Origin of the sequence: Chryseobacterium aahli (assembly GCF_022699665.1) — a bacterium.
Lineage (GTDB): Bacteria > Bacteroidota > Bacteroidia > Flavobacteriales > Weeksellaceae > Chryseobacterium > Chryseobacterium aahli.
The window spans coordinates 359,739-379,170 of the sequence record NZ_JALDNB010000001.1; the positions used below are offsets into that span (position 1 = coordinate 359,739).

19 protein-coding genes and 4 tRNA genes are annotated in these 19,432 nt (G+C 33.5%); 16 read left to right on the plus strand and 7 right to left on the minus strand.

Going from position 1 to position 19,432, the window contains the following annotated elements:
• The first annotated feature begins 109 nt into the window (after nucleotides 1-109).
• From ychF to MQX03_RS01510, 4 genes are all read left to right on the plus strand, one after another.
• On the plus strand, nucleotides 110-1,201 hold the full coding sequence (gene ychF, locus MQX03_RS01495) for a redox-regulated ATPase YchF (RefSeq protein ID WP_242800899.1): 1,092 nt from the start codon (nucleotides 110-112) through the stop codon (nucleotides 1,199-1,201).
• A gap of 86 nt (nucleotides 1,202-1,287) precedes the next feature.
• Complete coding sequence (locus MQX03_RS01500; protein WP_242800901.1) at nucleotides 1,288-2,379, plus strand: hypothetical protein; 1,092 nt, start codon at nucleotides 1,288-1,290, stop codon at nucleotides 2,377-2,379.
• Nucleotides 2,380-2,415: 36 nt separating this feature from the next.
• On the plus strand, nucleotides 2,416-3,354 hold the full coding sequence (locus MQX03_RS01505) for a helix-turn-helix domain-containing protein (protein WP_242800903.1): 939 nt from the start codon (nucleotides 2,416-2,418) through the stop codon (nucleotides 3,352-3,354).
• A gap of 86 nt (nucleotides 3,355-3,440) precedes the next feature.
• On the plus strand, nucleotides 3,441-4,202 hold the full coding sequence (locus tag MQX03_RS01510) for an SDR family NAD(P)-dependent oxidoreductase (RefSeq protein WP_242800905.1): 762 nt from the start codon (nucleotides 3,441-3,443) through the stop codon (nucleotides 4,200-4,202).
• 103 nt (nucleotides 4,203-4,305) lie between these two features.
• Here MQX03_RS01510 and MQX03_RS01515 read toward each other — a convergent pair whose 3' ends face one another.
• Complete coding sequence (locus tag MQX03_RS01515; protein ID WP_242800907.1) at nucleotides 4,306-5,454, minus strand: methionine aminotransferase; 1,149 nt, start codon at nucleotides 5,452-5,454, stop codon at nucleotides 4,306-4,308.
• A gap of 191 nt (nucleotides 5,455-5,645) precedes the next feature.
• Here MQX03_RS01515 and MQX03_RS01520 point away from each other — a divergent pair, with 191 nt between their 5' ends.
• The 7 genes from MQX03_RS01520 (at nucleotide 5,646) to MQX03_RS01550 (ending at nucleotide 14,301) form a co-directional block, all read left to right on the plus strand.
• Entirely contained in the window at nucleotides 5,646-7,526 is a 1,881-nt protein-coding gene (locus MQX03_RS01520) for a DNA topoisomerase IV subunit B (RefSeq protein ID WP_242800909.1), read from the plus strand.
• A gap of 80 nt (nucleotides 7,527-7,606) precedes the next feature.
• Nucleotides 7,607-8,020: a hypothetical protein gene (locus MQX03_RS01525; protein WP_242800911.1), complete on the plus strand. Its 414-nt coding sequence runs from the start codon at nucleotides 7,607-7,609 to the stop codon at nucleotides 8,018-8,020.
• A 9-nt stretch (nucleotides 8,021-8,029) separates the two neighbouring features.
• Nucleotides 8,030-10,612, plus strand: a complete 2,583-nt coding sequence (locus tag MQX03_RS01530) for a DNA gyrase/topoisomerase IV subunit A (RefSeq protein ID WP_262916897.1) — start codon at nucleotides 8,030-8,032, stop codon at nucleotides 10,610-10,612.
• Nucleotides 10,613-10,624: 12 nt separating this feature from the next.
• Nucleotides 10,625-11,278, plus strand: a complete 654-nt coding sequence (locus MQX03_RS01535; RefSeq protein WP_242800913.1) for a rhomboid family intramembrane serine protease — start codon at nucleotides 10,625-10,627, stop codon at nucleotides 11,276-11,278.
• A gap of 26 nt (nucleotides 11,279-11,304) precedes the next feature.
• On the plus strand, nucleotides 11,305-12,423 hold the full coding sequence (locus MQX03_RS01540; RefSeq protein WP_242800915.1) for a helix-turn-helix domain-containing protein: 1,119 nt from the start codon (nucleotides 11,305-11,307) through the stop codon (nucleotides 12,421-12,423).
• Between the two features lie 130 nt (nucleotides 12,424-12,553).
• Nucleotides 12,554-13,339 carry an SDR family NAD(P)-dependent oxidoreductase gene (locus tag MQX03_RS01545; protein ID WP_242800917.1) on the plus strand — a complete coding sequence of 262 codons (786 nt, stop codon included), beginning with the start codon at nucleotides 12,554-12,556 and terminating at the stop codon, nucleotides 13,337-13,339.
• Nucleotides 13,336-14,301, plus strand: a complete 966-nt coding sequence (locus tag MQX03_RS01550) for an NAD-dependent epimerase/dehydratase family protein (RefSeq protein WP_242800919.1) — start codon at nucleotides 13,336-13,338, stop codon at nucleotides 14,299-14,301. The genes MQX03_RS01545 and MQX03_RS01550 overlap by 4 nt, the downstream gene beginning before the upstream one ends.
• A gap of 11 nt (nucleotides 14,302-14,312) precedes the next feature.
• Here MQX03_RS01550 and MQX03_RS01555 read toward each other — a convergent pair whose 3' ends face one another.
• From MQX03_RS01555 to MQX03_RS01575, 5 genes are read right to left on the minus strand one after another with little or no spacing between them, the layout of a single operon-like run.
• Nucleotides 14,313-14,660: a DUF4180 domain-containing protein gene (locus MQX03_RS01555; RefSeq protein ID WP_242800921.1), complete on the minus strand. Its 348-nt coding sequence runs from the start codon at nucleotides 14,658-14,660 to the stop codon at nucleotides 14,313-14,315.
• A gap of 6 nt (nucleotides 14,661-14,666) precedes the next feature.
• On the minus strand, nucleotides 14,667-15,518 hold the full coding sequence (prmC, locus tag MQX03_RS01560; RefSeq protein ID WP_242800923.1) for a peptide chain release factor N(5)-glutamine methyltransferase: 852 nt from the start codon (nucleotides 15,516-15,518) through the stop codon (nucleotides 14,667-14,669).
• Nucleotides 15,519-16,277 (minus strand): YaaA family protein, encoded by a 759-nt coding sequence (locus MQX03_RS01565; protein WP_242800924.1) that lies wholly within the window; start codon nucleotides 16,275-16,277, stop codon nucleotides 15,519-15,521.
• Nucleotides 16,278-16,280: 3 nt separating this feature from the next.
• Nucleotides 16,281-16,982 carry a CPBP family intramembrane glutamic endopeptidase gene (locus MQX03_RS01570; RefSeq protein ID WP_242800926.1) on the minus strand — a complete coding sequence of 234 codons (702 nt, stop codon included), beginning with the start codon at nucleotides 16,980-16,982 and terminating at the stop codon, nucleotides 16,281-16,283.
• A gap of 15 nt (nucleotides 16,983-16,997) precedes the next feature.
• Nucleotides 16,998-17,609: an L-threonylcarbamoyladenylate synthase gene (locus MQX03_RS01575; protein WP_242800928.1), complete on the minus strand. Its 612-nt coding sequence runs from the start codon at nucleotides 17,607-17,609 to the stop codon at nucleotides 16,998-17,000.
• Nucleotides 17,610-17,709: 100 nt separating this feature from the next.
• Here MQX03_RS01575 and MQX03_RS01580 point away from each other — a divergent pair.
• The 5 genes from MQX03_RS01580 (at nucleotide 17,710) to MQX03_RS01600 (ending at nucleotide 18,765) form a co-directional block, all read left to right on the plus strand.
• A tRNA-Met gene (locus tag MQX03_RS01580) sits at nucleotides 17,710-17,782 on the plus strand.
• A 39-nt stretch (nucleotides 17,783-17,821) separates the two neighbouring features.
• Nucleotides 17,822-17,894, plus strand: a tRNA-Met gene (locus MQX03_RS01585).
• 39 nt (nucleotides 17,895-17,933) lie between these two features.
• Nucleotides 17,934-18,006 (plus strand) — tRNA-Met (locus MQX03_RS01590).
• A gap of 39 nt (nucleotides 18,007-18,045) precedes the next feature.
• A tRNA-Met gene (locus tag MQX03_RS01595) sits at nucleotides 18,046-18,121 on the plus strand.
• Between the two features lie 245 nt (nucleotides 18,122-18,366).
• Complete coding sequence (locus MQX03_RS01600; RefSeq protein WP_242800930.1) at nucleotides 18,367-18,765, plus strand: hypothetical protein; 399 nt, start codon at nucleotides 18,367-18,369, stop codon at nucleotides 18,763-18,765.
• 60 nt (nucleotides 18,766-18,825) lie between these two features.
• On the opposite strand, the gene MQX03_RS01605 is transcribed toward MQX03_RS01600, so the two are convergent.
• Complete coding sequence (locus tag MQX03_RS01605; RefSeq protein ID WP_242800932.1) at nucleotides 18,826-19,395, minus strand: hypothetical protein; 570 nt, start codon at nucleotides 19,393-19,395, stop codon at nucleotides 18,826-18,828.
• Nucleotides 19,396-19,432: the final 37 nt, after the last annotated feature.

Sequence of the window (19,432 nt, forward strand, 5' to 3'; positions counted from 1 at the left end):
ACACCTTTAATTTTAACACGCAAGAAGCCAAAAGCCAATTGCCAAAAACAAAGGTGAAATATGAAACCGAAAGGTGGCATAACACAATAAATTAAAACAAAATTTCGTTATGAAATGTGGAATCGTAGGCTTACCCAATGTAGGTAAATCAACTCTTTTTAACTGCTTAAGCAATGCTAAAGCGCAATCAGCCAATTATCCTTTCTGTACTATTGAGCCCAACTTGGGAACAGTTTCGGTGCCGGATCAGAGATTATTTGAGCTAGAAAAACTGGTAAACCCTGAAAGAGTTTTGCCGGCTGTTGTAGAGATCGTTGATATTGCCGGTTTGGTAAAAGGAGCGAGCAAAGGTGAAGGTTTAGGAAATCAGTTTCTTGCCAACATCAGAGAGTGCGAGGCGATTATTCATGTTTTAAGATGTTTCGAAAACGGAAACATCATCCACGTAGAAGGTTCTGTAGACCCGATGAGAGATAAAGAAATTATCGACATCGAGCTTCAGTTGAAAGATTTGGAAACTGTTGGAAAAGCAGTTGAGAAAGCTAAAAAATTCATCAAGTCTGGAAAGAAAGAAGATATCCTGACGTATGAAACACTTCATAACCTTGAGAAATTTATCGAAGATGGTAAGAATGCAAGAGAATTCCCGATGGATGATTTTGCAGCATCAATTATAGCAGATGTTCAGTTGTTGACGAACAAACCTGTTCTTTACGTTTGTAATGTAGACGAAAATTCTATCAAAAACGGAAACGAATGGATTGCCAAGATTGAAGAAATGGCTCAGAAAGAAAAAGCTGAAGTAGTAGTTTTAGCTGCTCAGATCGAAGCTGATATCAATGAATTGGATACCTTCGAAGAAAGAGAAATTTTCTTGGAAGAATTAGGTTTAACGGAACCAGGTGTAAACCGTCTGATCAGAAAGGCTTATGATTTATTAAAACTTCAGACGTATTTCACGGCAGGAGTAAAAGAAGTAAGAGCTTGGACCATCGGACAAGGCTGGACGGCTCCTCAAGCTGCAGGGGTGATTCACACTGATTTTGAAAAAGGATTTATCCGTGCAGAAGTAATCAAATACAACGATTATGTAAGCTACGGAACAGAAGCCAAAGTAAAGGAAGCCGGAAAGCTTTCTGTTGAAGGAAAAGAATATATCGTACAAGACGGTGATATTATGCACTTCAGATTTAATGTTTAAAAGTATTAAAAGTTAGTTATAGTATTTTAAAAGAACGCTTCCATGAATTTGGGAGCGTTTTTGCTATATTTATGAAAAGTTTTTTTATGAAATATTTTAGTTTTCTTCTAATCATTTTGTTTTGCTTTTCATGCTCTAAAAGTCTTGAGGAAAAATGTTTCATTCAGGAAAATGAAAAGTATTTTAATGGTCCTGAAAGTGAAGAACCGTTAAATATAGATCAAATTATTCAAAATAAACCTGACTATCTTCAAATCGTTAATCTTAAAAAATTCAGGAGCTTTAAAAAAGACAGCACAGATTACAGTGAAAATTTTAAAACTTATCAGGCTGATGAAAAATATTTAAATGATCAGAAAATACTGTTTGCAGATTTTGATGAGAAATTTTTCGGACAATTTCGTTATTCATCTCAACAAATTTCCGATAAGATAAGTTATGCACTAGGAGAAAACGCGCTGGGATATTGGCTTTTAGAAATAAAAAATAACAATCCTCGCGCTTATTTTTTAGGTTTAAGTTATAGTTATTACTATTTTAATAAAGTTCAGGATGGTCGAATTGTGAAAGATGGTTTTCTCCAAATTGAAGGGAGTTTTGTGAAAACTGCAAGCAACTTTGCATTGAGGGGAAGAGAGTTTACGTCTATTGGTGACGGAAAGTTATTTAAAATAAAACTGGATGATTTAACTAAAGATTCTGATCAAGATAGCTTCAACGATATTTTTGAAAATAGTTTCGGTTTAAATCCAAATAGTAAAGATACAGATGAAGACGGAATTGATGATTTTAATGATCATAATCCTCTCTTTAAATCTGAGAAAAATAAATTTACTGAATTATATGAAGATCTTATTTCTCAACATTTAGGTATAGTAAAAGAAAATCTGGATAAAATGCCTTACTTCTTTTTACCATACGAAACGGACTGTGATTATTTTAAAAATATAAATCCTGATGCAAAAATTTTAATAATGCCAACAGAAAAAAGTAGGCAACCTTATTATGTGCAGGTCACCGATATCTTTAACGGCGGTTATTCTAAAATTAAAAAGGATGATAAAAATCCTAACCTATTTTATATTCATGAATCAGGTGGTGGTGGAATAATAGATTATAGCGCCGAATTTAAAAATGGAGTCTGGATTTTAAAAAATATTGGTGGAGTAGTTTCATAATATATTTTTATATTTGAATTATACAAATTCCGCATCATGGAAAAAATAGCTCATGCATCTTTAGAAGATTTTTACGGCGAAATGGCAAAAATGCTTGGAAAAGATCTGGAAAGTATTTTCCCTAAAGGACTTCACAAAGACATCGGTCATTTTAATGTTTTTAATATTGCACAAACCCTTGCGAATGTCAAGAAGACTTCTGAAATGCCTTACAACAGAAGAAAGTATTATAAAATCAGTCTGATACGAGGAAAAAACAGAGCCGAATATGCTGATAAAGTGATTTCCATTAAAAAGAATGCTTTGCTTTTTGCAACGCCCAAAGTTCCTTATCATTATGTTCCTGAAGATGAAAATCAGTCTGGAAGCTTTTGTGTTTTCACCGATGATTTTTTTAATAAAAACCAATCTCAGAATATTTTGGAAGATTTACCTCTTTTTCAGCCAGGCGCAATTCCTGTTTTTGAAATCGATGATGAAATGGCTAATGAAATTGAATTGCTATTTTCAAAAATCAAAAAAGAAATCGATTCTGATTATGCTTTTAAATATGATCTGATTCGAAATTATGTTTTTGAATTGATTCATTACGGACAAAAATTACAGCCTGCCGCAAAAGCTCCAACTTCTCAAAATGCCTCGCTGCGTGTAGTTTCGTTATTTATCGAATTGCTTGAGAGACAGTTTCCGATTGAGTCTCCGGATCAGAGAATACAGCTGAAAGTTGCCAAAGATTATGCCGAAAGATTGGCTATTCATGTCAATTATTTAAATAAAAATTTAAAAGAAAGCACAGGAAAAACAACTACTGAATTTATTGCAGATCGAGTTATTCAGGAAGCTAAAATCTTATTAAAGCAAACCAAATGGAATGTGTCTGAAATTTCTTATGCTTTAGGATTTGAAGAAATTGCGCATTTTTCCAATTTCTTTAAGCGAAAAACGTCATTTGCACCATTGGAATTTCGTTCATGATTTGAATTATGCAAATTTCAGATTGACTGAAGCAAATAAGATCACATTAAAATGATTGAACTTTGTTTTAACAAAAAATACCAAAAATGAATACAGTAAAAGTAGCATTAGTAACAGGCGGAAGCCGTGGCTTAGGGAAAAATTCAGCATTGAAGATAGCTGAGAAAGGTTTGGATGTCATTATTACTTATCATAGCAATAAGGAAGAAGCGGAAAATGTTGTTAATGAAATTAAAGCTTTGGGTAGAAACGCAGCAGCTTTTCAATTGGATACAAGAGATGTTAAAGGTTTTGAATCATTCATTCAAAATGTAACCAATCATTTAAAAGAAACTAATGGAAACACAAACATTGATTATTTGATCAACAATGCAGGAACTGCTTTGTATTCTCCAATTACAGAAACAACCGAAGAGCAATTGGATGATATGTTCAACATTCATTTCAAAGGGGTATTCTTTTTGACTCAGAAATTTTTGCCGTTCATCAATGACGGTGGCGGAATCATTAATGTTTCTTCAGGATTGGCAAGATTTGCTTTACCGGGATCATCAGTTTACGGTTCTATGAAAGCCGGAGTTGAAATGTTGACGAAGTATATGGCGAAAGAATTGGGATCAAGAAAAATCAAAGTCAATGTGGTTGCTCCTGGAGCCATTGAAACCGATTTTGGTGGTGGAAGAACGAGAGATGATGAAAATATTAACGCAATGATTGCCGAAAATACAGCTTTGGGAAGAGCTGGTTTGCCAGACGATATCGGCGGTGTAGTTGCATTTCTTTGTACCGAAGATGCCCGTTGGATTACTGCGCAGAGAATTGAAGCTTCTGGTGGGATGTTCTTTTAAAATAAAATGATTTTGAAAGCTCTAATTATTATTAAATAATTTATTTTCACTCGCAGATTACGCAGATCAAATAGAAATCTGCTAAATCTGCGAGAGATTTATATTATAATTTAGACAAATTCTCAATTGCCTTTTCCAGAGTTTCCTGCTTCTTAGCAAAACATAATCTGATCACATTTTCACTCATTTTATTCTTGTAAAAAGATGAAAATGGAACGCTTGCAACTTTATGGGTAACCGTTAATTCCTGAGCGAAAGCAAAATCAGATTTGTCTGAGATTTTATCATACTTCAAAGCCTGAAAATACGTTCCTTCACAATCGAGTAATTCAAAAGAAGTATTTGCTAAACCCTGTCTTAAAAAATCCCTCTTTTCTTGGAAAAATTGATTCAGAACAAGATAATGCTCGTCATTTTTCATATATTCAGCCAAAGCGAGCTGGATCGGAGTATTGACAGAGAAAACATTGAACTGATGAATTTTTCTAAACTCGTCAGTCAAAGCTTTTGGGGTAGCGCAATATCCAATTTTCCAGCCAGTCACATGAAAAAGTTTCCCGAATGATGCAACCAAAAGACTTCTTTCTTTCAGTTCGGGGTATTTGCAGATACTTAAATGTTCTTTTCCGTCATAAACGATATTTTCATATACTTCATCACTCAAAATCAGGATTGAAGTGTCTTTTACGATTTTAATCAATTCCTGAATATCATTTTCTTTTAAAATCTTTCCTGATGGATTATTCGGATTGTTCAGAATAATCATTTTTGTTTTATCTGAAACTAAATTTTTCACCGCTGCCCAATCGATTTCATAATTTGGAGCTTTCATTTCAAATCGTTTTACAATTCCTCCGAAAAGTTCAACGGTAGGTTCATAACAATCATAAGCGGGTTCAAAAATAATCACTTCATCATCTTTTTTAACGAAAGTAGCGATGGTTGTAAAGATTGCCTGTGTTCCGCCTGCGGTAATGGTAATTTCTGAATCAGGATGATAAACTGCCTGATGACTGTTCTCGATTTTCTTTGCAATTTCTTCTTTCAAACCAATCATTCCGCCCATCGGAGCATATTGGTTAAAGCCTTTTTGAATGAAATGATTAACATGATCCAATAATTCTGAATCAGGCATAAAATCAGGGAATCCCTGAGATAAATTGATGGCTTCATTTTCATTGGCCAATTGCGTCATCTGACTGAAAATAGTGGTTCCTACATTTGAAAGTTTAGAAAAAGGAAGTTGTATCATGAAAGAAAATTTTTGCTTAGTTCGAATGTACAGCATTTTTTGAAATTTAAAGATATATTGTTATTAAAAATTATTTCGTAATCAAAAAATAAATCTGTAATTTTTATCTGAAATTATCGTAAAAAAACGGCTCAAAATATTCGGATATTTTTGTTCAATTCCGTACTTTTGTATGTTTGCTGAAATAATCTATGTCACAAGAAATAAACCCTGTATATTCCGAAGATAACATCAGAACCCTCGATTGGCAGGAGCATATTCGTTTACGTCCCGGTATGTACATCGGGAAGTTGGGCGATGGCTCGTCTGCGGATGATGGTATCTATATTTTGCTGAAAGAAATTCTCGATAACTCGATTGATGAGTTCAGAATGAAATCCGGTAAAAGAATTGAAATAAAAGTCGATGACGGAAAAGTTACGATCCGTGATTTTGGTCGTGGAATTCCGTTAGGAAAAGTAGTTGATGCCGTTTCAAAAATGAATACCGGTGGTAAATACGACAGTAAAGCCTTCAAAAAATCAGTAGGTTTAAATGGTGTCGGAACCAAAGCTGTAAATGCACTTTCAGATTATTTCAGAGTTCGTTCTTTCCGTGAAGGGAAGATGAAAATGGCTGAGTTCTCAAGAGGAATCATTACCGAAGATCATGAAGAAAAAGATACGTCTGACAGAAACGGAACGGAGATTTCCTTTGTTCCTGACGCCGATATTTTCCTTCATTTCAAATATAGAAAAGAGTATATCGCAAGAATGCTCCGCAATTATTCTTATCTGAATCCCGGGCTAAAAATTATTTTTAATGGTGAAACTTTCTTTTCTGAAAACGGTCTTAAAGATTTGTTGGAAGAAGAATTGGAAAGCGATGTGCTATATCCTATCATTCACTTAAGAGATAATGATATAGAATTGGCAGTAACGCATACCGATAAATCGCAGACAGAAACCTATTTTTCATTCGTTAACGGACAAAATACAACGCAGGGAGGGACGCATTTAAATGCATTCCGAGAAGCGTACGTAAAAACAATCAGAGAGTTTTTTAATAAAAACTTTGATGCTTCAGATATCAGAAAATCTATTGTTGCGGCAATTTCCATCAGCGTAGAAGAACCTGTTTTCGAATCTCAGACGAAAACAAAATTAGGTTCCAACGATATTGGCCCCAATGGCCCGACGGTAAGAATTTTTATTATTGATTTCTTAAAGAGTAAATTAGATAATTTCCTGCATAAAAATCCTGAAATTGCTGAAGCAATTCAGAGAAAAATTTTAATCTCGGAAAGAGAACGAAAAGAACTTTCGGGTATTCAGAAATTAGCAAGAGAAAGAGCGAAAAAAGTTTCGCTTCACAATAAAAAGCTACGTGACTGCAGACAACATTACAACGATCAGAAAGCGGAAAGAAAAGCTGAAACACAAATCTTCATTACCGAAGGAGATTCTGCATCAGGGTCCATCACAAAATCGAGAGATGTAGAAACGCAGGCTGTATTCTCTTTAAAAGGTAAGCCGTTGAACTGTTACGGTTTAACAAAGAAAGTGGTGTATGAAAATGAAGAATTTAATTTATTGCAGGCTGCTTTAAATATAGAAGAAAGTCTTGAAGATTTAAGATATAATCAAGTAATTATAGCAACCGATGCCGATGTCGACGGAATGCACATCAGACTTTTGATGATTACGTTCTTCCTTCAGTTTTTTCCTGATGTGATTAAAAATGGACATTTATATATTCTTCAAACCCCATTATTCAGAGTTAGAAATAAAAAGGAAACGAGATATTGCTATTCTGAATTGGAAAGAGTAAAAGCATTAAACGAATTAGGTAAAAATCCTGAGATTACCCGATTCAAAGGTTTAGGGGAAATTTCACCGGATGAATTTAAAAATTTCATTGGAAAAGATATTCGTTTAGAGCCCGTTGTTCTTGGAAAAGACCAGACCATCGAACAGTTGTTAGAATTCTATATGGGAAAAAATACTCCCGATCGACAGATTTTTATTCTTGAAAATCTCGTGGTAGAAGATTCTAACATCAGCGATAAAGAAATTCTAACGGAAGTAGAATAATAGTAATCACACCAATTCACATGAGACTAAGTAACCGAAGCAAAGCTCCGATTTATAATTTTGTTAATACATTATTATTGATGATGTTAGTGGGAGGATTTATTGCATTTTTGTTAGAGGAATATAAGTTTAATATTTTGGGATTAGAAAGCTATTTTTTAATTATTGCTCCGCTGCTTTTATTGATTTTCTTTTATCTTAATGGAAGGCAGATTTTTGAATATGACAGTGATGGAGAAGCCATCCATTTTAGAAATAGAAACATTATTCCATTTCTAAGCAAGGCATTAAGCGATGAATTTCCAAAATATAAACTCATTAAATATGATGTGGTCACTATATTTTTTATTAAGAGATTGTATTTAACAATTTCTAGTAAAAACAGTGGTTCGACCATGTTAAAATATGAAATTTCTTATTTAACGAAAAAAGAAGTCAACGATTTGAAATTTTCACTCAATAAAATAGTCAAAGCAAATAAAGAAAGAAGATAGTAAGAAGTAATGATAGAAGAAAACTCTCACGAAGGCGAAAGCTTAAAAAAAGTTTCAGGACTGTACAAAGACTGGTTTCTGGATTATGCATCTTATGTAATTTTAGATAGAGCGATTCCGTCTGTTTATGATGGTTTCAAGCCTGTTCAGCGTAGAATTATGCATTCTATGCGTGAGCTTGAAGACGGCAGATACAACAAAGTTGCCAATATCGTCGGAAATACAATGAAATATCACCCTCACGGTGATGCATCGATTACCGATGCGATGGTAGGAATTGGGCAAAGAGAATTACTGATTGATACTCAGGGAAACTGGGGAAATATTTATACCGGAGATTCTGCAGCTGCAGCGAGATATATTGAAGCAAGACTGACGCCTTTTGCTTTGGAAGTGGTCTTCAATCCTAAAACTACGGTTTGGTCAAAGTCTTATGATGGCAGAAATAATGAACCGGTAGATTTACCCGTAAAATTTCCGTTGCTTTTAGCACAGGGTGTTGAAGGAATTGGGGTAGGACTTTCTACAAAGATTCTTCCTCATAATTTTAATGAATTAATCAGTGCTTCTGTAGCTTATCTGAAAGGTAAAAAGTTTGAACTTTTCCCGGATTTTCTGACGGCAGGTTTTCTTGATGTTTCAGAATACAACGACGGTCATAGAGGTGGAAAAGTAAGAGCCAGAGCCAAAATTTCTCAGGTTGACAAGCATACTTTGATGATTTCTGAGCTTCCTTTTTCTAAAAACACAGGTGATTTGATTGATTCAATCATTAAAGCCAACGAAAAAGGGAAAATCAAAATTAAAAAAATTGAAGACAATACTTCAGATAAAGTTGAAATTCTAATCTATCTTCACAACGAAGTTTCACCCGACAAAACGATCGATGCACTTTACGCATTTACCGATTGTCAGGTAACGATTTCACCAAATGCGTGTGTTATTGTTGGTGACAAACCGATGTTCCTGAATGTTTCTGAAATTCTAAGAATGAATACCGATCATACGGTTTCGTTATTGAAAAAAGAATTGGAAATTGAGTTGAATGAATTGCAGGAGAGCTGGCATTTTTCTTCATTGGAAAGAATTTTTATTGAAAACAGAATCTACCACGATATTGAAGAAGTAAAAAGCTGGGAAGATGTTTTAAAAACAATTGCAATTGGTTTGAAACCTCATACAGCACATCTTTTAAGAGAAGTTACGGAAGAAGATATTCTGAGACTGACAGAAATTAGAATTAAAAGAATTTCCAGATTCGATTTAGATAAATTTAAAGAAAATATTGCTGCACTAGAAGGTAAGATAGAGCAGGTAAGACATCATTTGGCCAACCTGATTGCTTATGCGATTGATTATTATTTAAATATTCAGAAAAAATACGGAAAAGGAAGAGAACGTAAAACGGAATTGAGGATTTTTGATACCATTGATGCTTCAAAAGTTGCTGTGGCCAATGAAAAATTCTATGCCAATTTTGAAGAAGGTTTCGTAGGAACTTCGTTAAGAAAAGATCAATTCTTGTTTGATTGTTCAGACATTGATGACATCATCACCTTCAGAAAAGACGGAAGCATGAAAGTTGTGAAAGTGGAAGCTAAAACTTTCATCGGAAAAGACATTCTGCACGTTGCCATCTGGAAGAAAAATGACAAACGTACGGTCTACAACATGATTTATCGTGAAGGAATGCAAGGCCCTTACTACATGAAGCGCTTTTCAGTAACTGGAGTGACCAGAAATACTGATTATCGATTAGCTTCAGATGCAAAAGGTTCTGAAACGCTTTATTTCTCAGCAAATCCGAATGGCGAAGCAGAAACGGTGACAGTTCTTTTAAAACCGAATCCAAGAATCAGAAAAAACAAAATGGATATTGATTTCTCTGAAATAGGAATCAAAGGACGTGATTCAAAAGGAAATCTGGTTACCAAATATTCAGTTAAAAAAGTAGATTTAAAAGAGGAAGGTGTTTCGACTTTAGCACCGAGAAAAATCTGGTTTGATGATACCGTAAGACGTCTGAATGCTGATGTGAGAGGAACTTTGCTGGGGAACTTTAAAGGTGATGATAAAATTCTGACCATCAATTCTCACGGTGAAGCAAAATTGATCAGCTTTGATCTTGGAAACCGCTTTGATGACGAATATATTATTCTTGAAAAGTGGCGACCGCAACAGCCGATTACTTGTATTTATTATGACGGCGAAAAAGATATTTATTTCATCAAAAGATTTTTGCTTGAGAATACGATCAATCCGCAGACCTTTATGCCTTCTGAACATCCGAAATCTTTCATTGAAAGGATTTTAGTGTCAAATGGCACAACTGCTGAAATTATTTTTGCAAAAGATAAAGGAAAAGAACGTGATCCTGAAACCATAAATATTGACGAATTCATCGCAATAAAAGGTATAAAAGCCATCGGAAATCAGTTCACGAAATTTAAAGTAAAAAATATCAATATTACCATTCCTGAACCAGAAGAAGAGGAGCCGGAGGTTTACGAAGAACCAGACTTCACCCCATCAGCAGATGATGATGGCGGTACAATTGGTGATTTGTTTGAAGGAGGAAATACGGAGAACTAACAAAAAGAAAATATGGGGATCTTATTCATAACTATAGCAATAACTGCGATTATAAGCTTCATCGCTTTTAATAATCAGGTTATTTTTGAAAAATATAAATTTAACGTTGGAGCAATTCGAAATAAAAAAGAATACCTACGATTGCTTTCTGCTGGTTTTCTACATGCTGATATCATGCATTTGTTGTTTAATATGATGACATTGTATTTTTTTGGGCCTGTTATTTTAGAAGGATTTGGCGCTTTAGGATTTATTATCATTTATATTGGATCAATTCTCTTAGGAAATGTTTTTTCTCTTTTTATTTACCAAAAGCAACCTTGGTATTCAGCAATTGGCGCAAGTGGAGGAGTTTCAGGAGTTTTGTTTGCAGCTATCGCTATGGCTCCCAATATGAGTCTATATCTATTTTTTATTCCAATTCCAATTCCTGGATTTATCTTCGGTTTGCTTTACTTTGGGTATTCTGTGTACATGATGCTGAATCCGAAGCAATGGGATAACTTAGGACACGCTGCTCATTTAGGTGGTGCTTTTTTTGGTTTGGTTTATGCTATTGCCAACCAACCTGAAGCAGCTCTAGAAAATTCTTTATTTATAGGAATTATGGCATTACCACTTCTCTATTTATCTTACGAAATATTTATAAAGAAAAGAATCGGTTAAGATTTTAAATTAAAATAACGAAACCAATGCACACAGAATTAAATAACTTCACTGTTATCCTTATTTACGGTTCATTGGTTTTGTTGTCTTTTTTTAAGCTGACCAATCCTTTAAATGTCAATAAAAAACCAAATTTATGGTTCGGAATCTTCCTTTTTCTGTGGTCGACTTTTTGGCTTGATGAAGTATTGTCATTAGTAACGCATTCGGAAATACAGATTCACACTTTATTTTTTGTCAATTTTATACAGTTTTTTACTCCAATTGTATTTTATTTCAGTGTTCTTTTTTATACCAACCCTTCTTTTAAATTTAAAAATACTGACTGTAAATACCTTATTCTTCCTTTTATTTTCTTTGTTAATCTTTTATTTTTAAGATTAGAAATTTATAAAAGTGATCGTGAGGTATTAGAGATTTTAAATTATATTTTCATCAGTTTGATTTTGTTTCAGGCTTTGTTTTATACGAGTCTTTCATATTTTACAATAAGAAAGCATCAGAAAAAAATTCAGAATTTCTCATCCAATACAGAAGAAATTAATTTAAATTGGTTAGAATATATTATTCTTATTATATTCATGGTAAGTCTTGTTTTTGTGGTGTACAATCTTTTCTACAACTCCACTTCGCTAAATATTTTTATAAATTTGATTTTCTTAGCTGTTATTTATTTTATTGCATATTATTCTCTGAAGCAAAAAGAAATTTATCCTTTAGAAAAAAAACAAAGGGAAGAATTAATCTCAATTCCTGATATTGAGACGGAGGAATTAAAGAGAAAACTTATTCCTGATGAAGAGCTGATGAGAATTAAAAATCTTTTGGATCACCTTATGATAACTCAACAGCCATATCTTGATAGTGAGCTTAATCTCATCAAGCTTTCTGAGCTGGTTTCTGTTTCTACACACCATTTGTCTTACGTGATCAATGCAGGTTTTCAAAAGAATTTCTTCCAATATGTGAATGAATACAGAATTGAATATGCCAAAAAACTTCTAAAAGATCATTCTTCAAAACTTTCGATTCTCGGTATTGCCTACGAATCAGGATTCAATTCTAAAACATCATTCAACACCACTTTCAAAAAAATCACAGGAATTACACCTTCAGAGTTTAAAAAAACAAGTTCAGACTTATAAACTTGCACTTTTATTTATTTTAATTAATTGATTTTTAGTGAGTTACTATTTTGTTTAAATGTGTTCTTTCAGATAGATCAGAACATTAAAACGGCAGTCAGATTTTAGTTTTGTAGCAGAAAATTTCTCTATGAAAACGAAAGAATCATACGCAGTTGTTACCGGTGCAAGCCAAGGATTAGGTAAAGCATTTGTTGAAAATCTGGCTAAAAAGCATATCAATATTATTTTGATAAGCCTTCCCGGTCAGAATCTGAAAGAACTGAGTCAGAAGATTGCAGAAACTTACCAAGTGAAAACACATTATTATGAAGTTGATCTTTCTATAAATGATAATGTCATCAAACTGACAGAGTGTATCAACGAATCTTTCGAAATTCATATTTTAATCAATAATGCAGGATTAGGGGGAACCAAAAAATTCACGGAAGCCAGTTCTCAATATATCAATACCATTTTGCAGGTAAATGTAATGGCGACATCGCTAATTACACACCAACTACTTCCCAATTTATTAAAACAGCCCCAATCTTACATTTTGAATGTTTCGAGCATGGCAGCCTTTTCACCTATCGGTTTCAAGACGGTTTATCCGGCTTCCAAAACCTTTATTCATTCCTTTACAAGAGGTTTATATGAAGAGTTGAAGCATACCAATGTTTTTGTGAGTGTGGTGAATCCCGGCGCCATGAAAACGAATGCAGATGTCTGTAACAGAATTGAAAAACAAGGCTTTTTAGGAAGATTAACGCTACTTGATCCAAATAAAGTTGCGTTTTACTGCATTAATCAGTTGTTTAAAAAAGATTCGGTTATCATGGTTAATCCTTACAGTTGGTTAATTTTAAAAATTTTACCCATCTGGATCAGGCTTCCTTTGATGACCAATGCAATCAGAAAAGAAATAGAAGCATGAAAAAAGTTTTTGTGACCGGTGCTACCGGCTTTTTAGGAGCTCATGTTGTCATTAAATTATTGAAAAATGGTTATTTTGTTTTTGCTTTGGTGCGTAAGAAAAGCAGTTATTCTGGTGAAGAAAATGAAAACTTAAAATTGATAGAAGGAGATTTGTTTTCTGATGTCTCATCTTATCTCGAAAAGGTACAATTTGTGATCCATATTGCGGCAGAAACACGTCAAAACTTGATTTCTTATCAACATTACAAGCAGATAAATTATGATGCAACGATAAATTTATTTTCTCAGGCGGTTGAAAAAAAGGTTGAAAAATTCTTATTTGTAAGCACTGCAAATACTTTAGGATTTGGTAGTTTAGAATCTTTGGGAGATGAAAATTCTATTCAAAAATATCCTTTTAGCCAGTCTTTTTATGCTAAAAGTAAATTAGAAGCAGAAAATAGCCTGTTACAAAATAATAAAACTACAGATGTGATTATTATAAATCCCACTTTTATGCTGGGTTCTTTAGATTATAAACCAAGTTCAGGGAAAATAATATTTTGGGTTTGGAAGAAAAAACTAATTTTCTATCCCAAAGGCGGAAAGAATTTTGTGCACGTAGAAGATGTAGCAAAAGGAATCGTGAATGCCATAAATAAAGGAAAAAATGGCGAAAAATATCTTCTTGCCAATGAAAATTTAAAATACAGAGCATTTTTTGAAAAAGTATGCACAGCGACCAATCAAAAATCTGTTGTATTACCAATTCCTGATTTTGTATTATTTGCTCTTGGATTATTGGGTGATTTTTTGAGATTTTTTAAAATTAAAACCAATTTAAGCTCATCTAATATGAAGGCGCTCAGGATTGATAATTTCTATACCAATCAAAAATCAGTTAAAGATTTAGATATGACTTATTTGCCAACAGAAAAAGCAATTTCAGATGCTATTACATTTTTTGAAACAAGAAAATAATTATACTTAAATTACTTCAGAGCGTCATATAAATTTTCGACAAAATTAATATGCTGAGTTTTATTACCCTCGAGAATAAATTGTTTTAGACTTTTACTTTGATATTTTTCAAAATTTCCTACAATGGTAAGACTCATTCTGTAATTGGAAAATTTTTGTAAAATTTCTCCGGCAAGGCCTGTTCTGAGATCAAAAAATTCAGGAATAATATTTTTCTCATAGAGAATAACTTTATCAAAACCCTGATAATAAAGGTCTCCCAAAAGATCTAAACCGTCCTGTTCTGATTTAATAATCAACTCTTCTGAAATTATTTCAGCAATATTGATGTCATGAAATTTGTGGCTTTTAATTTCCATCTTACTTTATTTTATGCCGAAAATAAAACGATCATTTCCGCTTAAATCTTTAATCAATTCGGCATTTGAGAAAACATTTTGATATAATTCTAAAGTTCCCTCACCTAATTTCTGATTGATTTCCAAGAACAATAATCCGTTTTTATTTAAATATTTTATTGAATCTTCTGCAATCTTTCTGTAAAAAATCAGAGCGTCTGATGTTGGCGAAAAAAGAGCCATTGTAGGTTCAAAACCCTTTACAGAATCTTCAATTTCTATTTCTTCCTCAATCCCAATATATGGTGGATTTGAAATAATTATATCATAATTTTCATTCAAATTAAAATTCAAATAATCTGCATGAATAAAATTAACTTCGAGCTGATGAAATTCTGCATTTCTTTTCGCAACTTCCAAAGCCTTTTCCGAAAAATCAATTGACGAAATCTCAGCATTTGGAAAATGTTTCTTTAAAACCAAAGGAATAATACCGCTTCCGGTTCCAATGTCTAAAATCTTTAAATCCTGAACATCAAAATCTGAACTTTGAATTTTCTGAATTGCCATTTCTAGCAATTCTTCCGTTTCCGGACGAGGAATCAGTACATTTTCATTCACAAAAAAAGTCAGTCCGTAAAATTCCGTTTCACCTAAAATATGCTGATAAGGTTTTCTGGTTTTTAATTCGGAAAGAATATTTTGAAACTGATTTTCGTTGACATCTGATAATTTCTGATCAGATCTTATCCTTTGTTGAATTTGATTTAAACCTGAAATTTTTTCAACAAAAACTGAATATAGAAAGTCTGTTTCAGAATCTGTGTACAATTCTGAAAGTTCCGTTTTAAAGTATTTTTTTAATTCTGAAATTGTCATTTATCTTGTAAAAACCAATTTAGTATCCGTAGATTTTTCTTCGTCAATTCTGTAACCTTCATAGTTGAACGCCTTTACATCATTCAACGTTTTAGCTTGGGTTTCTGCACAGAATCTCACGACCAAACCTCTCGCATGTTTTGTGTAAACCACGATGGTTTTCAGCTTTCCTTCTCTCAATTCATAAAATTCAAAATCAATGACTTTGTGATTGAGCTTTTTCCTGTCAATCACTTTTCCGTATTCATTGCTGCATAAAAAGAGAAGAGGTTCGTTCTTTTTCATTTCAGAATTAAGCTGTTCTGTCACTTTTTCAGTCCAGAAGCTGTAGAGATTTTTGTATTCATCAAATTCAAATGGTCTTCCCATTTCCAGTCGATACAACATTACCTTGTCGGAAGGTTTAAGCAAACCGTACAATCCGGAAAGCATTCTGTAATTTTTCTGTAGATAATCTACTGCTTTTTTATCTAAAGTTTTCGCATCTAAACCTCTGTAAACTTCGCCTGTGAAAGCAAACATTGCGGGAGCAGATTCTTTTGCCGTGGGCTTTGCTTTCCATTTTTGATTTCTTTCCCAGTTTTCATCTGCCAGTTTTGGCGAGATTTCCATCAGTTCAGAAAGATATTTTGGAGATTTATGTTTTAAAAAAGAATGGATGAATTCCGCTTCTTCAATGAATTTCGGGGTTGTACTTCTCAACAGATCTGTTGAGTTTTCTGTGTTCATTAATTTTGCAGGAGAGGTTATGATTTTCATAGTTTAAATAGAAGATAAGTTTTTAAGATCAGTCAGATTCATCAACATTAAAGAGATAAAGTCAAACATAAAATGACAAATGATTAAAATTTTAATATTTGAATATTTTTTGTAAAACAGCGCAAATACAATTCCGATAAAAAAAGTGATAACAACCTGACCAATTGTTCCGTAAGTACTGTGCAGAATTCCAAATAACAAAGCTGAAATGGTAATTCCTAAAACCGGACTGTTGTATATTTTTTCAATTCTAGGCTGAATGTAAGCCCGCATCAATAGTTCTTCAATAACTCCCGCTGTAAGACAGGTAAAAATGATCAGAAAGTAATTATTTTTAAAAATATAACTGAGATGTAGCAATTTATCGCTGACTTTTTCATGAGTGAGCAACTTGATAATTCCATTCAAAAATGTTCCACCAATCACACAGATAAGATAAAGGCAAATTACTGCACCCAAATAAAAACCGGCGGAATACTTTTTGTCTTCCCAAACGAAGAATGATCGATTCTCAATGAAAAAATTATAAAATAATATAAGGATTAAAACCAACCAAAGAGACAGCCTGTTGTAGAAAAAGAGTTCAGTAGTTAAAGTTTTAAAATTGAAAAATAAATTGATTAAAGGAATTGAATAAAGCATTGACAGTATAAGCAGCACAAAAGTAAGTGCAATGCCTACAGCGTATTTTCCGTTGAGACTCATATCGTAAAAATGCTTCTAAATTTCTCCTTTTCCTTGTCTGATTATTTCTGGCTCGCCTGACGTCAAATCTACAATGGTAGAAGCAATATTATCTCCATACCCGGAATCAATTACAATATCCACTAAATGATCATATTTCTCAGCAATCAATTCGGGGTCTGTAGAATATTCAATGATTTCGTCATCATCTTTTATTGATGTTGATGCGATAGGATGTCCAAGCTTTTCAACAATCAATTGAGGAATCGGATGATCCGGAACTCTGATACCAACTGTTTTGTGATTTTTATAAGCTAAAGGCAGTGCTTTATTAGCTTCCAGAATAAAAGTGAAAGGACCTGGAAGATGGCTCTTCAAAAACCTAAAAACTGAAGTGTCGATGGGTCTTGTAAAATCTGAAAGATGGCTGAGATCATTGCAGATAATCGAGAATTTTGCTTTATCGAGTTTCTGTTTTTTGATCTGAGCGAGCTTTTCCATGGCTTTAATATCAAAAATATTGCAGCCCAATGCATAAACAGTATCAGACGGATAAATAATCAGTCCGCCATTATTCAGGGATTTAATCACCTCATTGATAAGGTTTTCCTGAGGATTGTTGGGATAAATTCTTAGTATTTTTGCCATATAACAAAGATACAAATATTTAAATTATTGAGCGAAAATGCTCTATTTAAAAGAAATCCTTGCAATGTTAAAATTTATTCGTACATTTGCAATCCAATATCGCGGGATAGAGCAGTAGGTAGCTCGTCGGGCTCATAACCCGGAGGTCATCGGTTCGAGTCCGGTTCCCGCTACTAAGTTAAGTGCTTTCGGTAAGCACTCTAAAGATACACCGCGGGATGGAGCAGTAGGTAGCTCGTCGGGCTCATAACCCGAAGGTCATCGGTTCGAGTCCGGTTCCCGCTACTAAGTTAAGTGTTTTCGGTAAACACTCTAAAGATACACCGCGGGATGGAGCAGTAGGTAGCTCGTCGGGCTCATAACCCGAAGGTCATCGGTTCGAGTCCGGTTCCCGCTACTAAGTTAAGTGCTTTCGGTAAGCACTCTAAAGATACACCGCGGGATGGAGCAGTAGGTAGCTCGTCGGGCTCATAACCCGAAGGTCATCGGTTCGAGTCCGGTTCCCGCTACCAATAGGAGAATTACGAAAGTAGTTCTCCTTTTTTGTGTTGATAATTAAGGAGTAATTTCTTCATTAAATCAAGAATTTATTGTTTAGGTAGGGATTTGTAAAAATTTGCTTAATTTTAATAACTTCAATGGTAAAGTTTTAGCTTGTATTTAACTTAAATACGAATTAAAATAACTTGAAATTGTTAAACTGGTTTGAAACTAAAATTTTAAAGAGTTCAAAAATAATAATTCAAATAAAAAATTTATGGAAAATTTACAACAAGCAAATGTCGAAAAGATTGAATCGTTTATGAAAAAATGGTTTGAACATTTTGACCGATTAGATGAAAACAGCTTCTTCCTCCAATATTTGTCTGAAGATGTAAAAATGAAGTTCCCCGGGAATGATTTGTTTACCGGGCATGAAGGATTTAGCAATTGGTTCACAGCATCTAAAAACCATCTTGTAGCCAATACAACGCATCATGTTTCTGATATTAACATTACAGAAAATGCCAACAATCAGTTTGATATTGCTTTTGACGTTAGATATGTTGCAGAAATGAAAGACCAGAAAATTGATATGAACGTGAAAGAAGATTGGAAATTGACCTGGGATGACGTTAAAAATCAACCTGTAATATCAGAATACATCGTAAGTTAGTTTACGTACAAAAATATACTTGCAAAAAAAATCCCGCTTCGTAGAAGCGGGATTCATTATTTAGTTAACCAGAGTACTGAAATTCTGAAGTTTATAATCATCAGATTTTAACTGGTCGAAGTAAGTCGATTTGTTATTTCCTTTCATTTTTTTCACAGCGCCTACAGCTCCTGAGAAATCTTTGTCAATTTTTGAAGCGATTTCTGTTGGTTTGAAGTCTAGCTTTACGCTGTCATCAGCTACTCCTAAGTATCCGTTCTTTTTAGTTACATAATTGATGTAGTTTTCGTATATGCCTAAAGTGTTTCTGAAATATTGTGTGTGATAGTTCAGACATTTTTTAGTAAGCTTAGATTTTCCTAAGATACAGCTTGCCATATTTCCTTTATAAAGATCAAATTCCTGAGATACTTTATCGTATTCGTTTTTCAAAGCAACTTTTCCATTGTCCAGAACAGTTGTGTTTCCTTGTTTTTCACTGATTTTTTTTAAATGTTCTACGACGACAGGAACCGTAGCTTCAATTTTTGATTTAGCCTCGGTCACTGAGCCGAAAACTGATGACACCTGAGCCGATGTTAAGCTAAAAATAAATAATAATAAAACAGTTAGTAGATTATATCTTTTCATGAGAAATTTTTAAAGCACTAAAATAAATATATTTTCT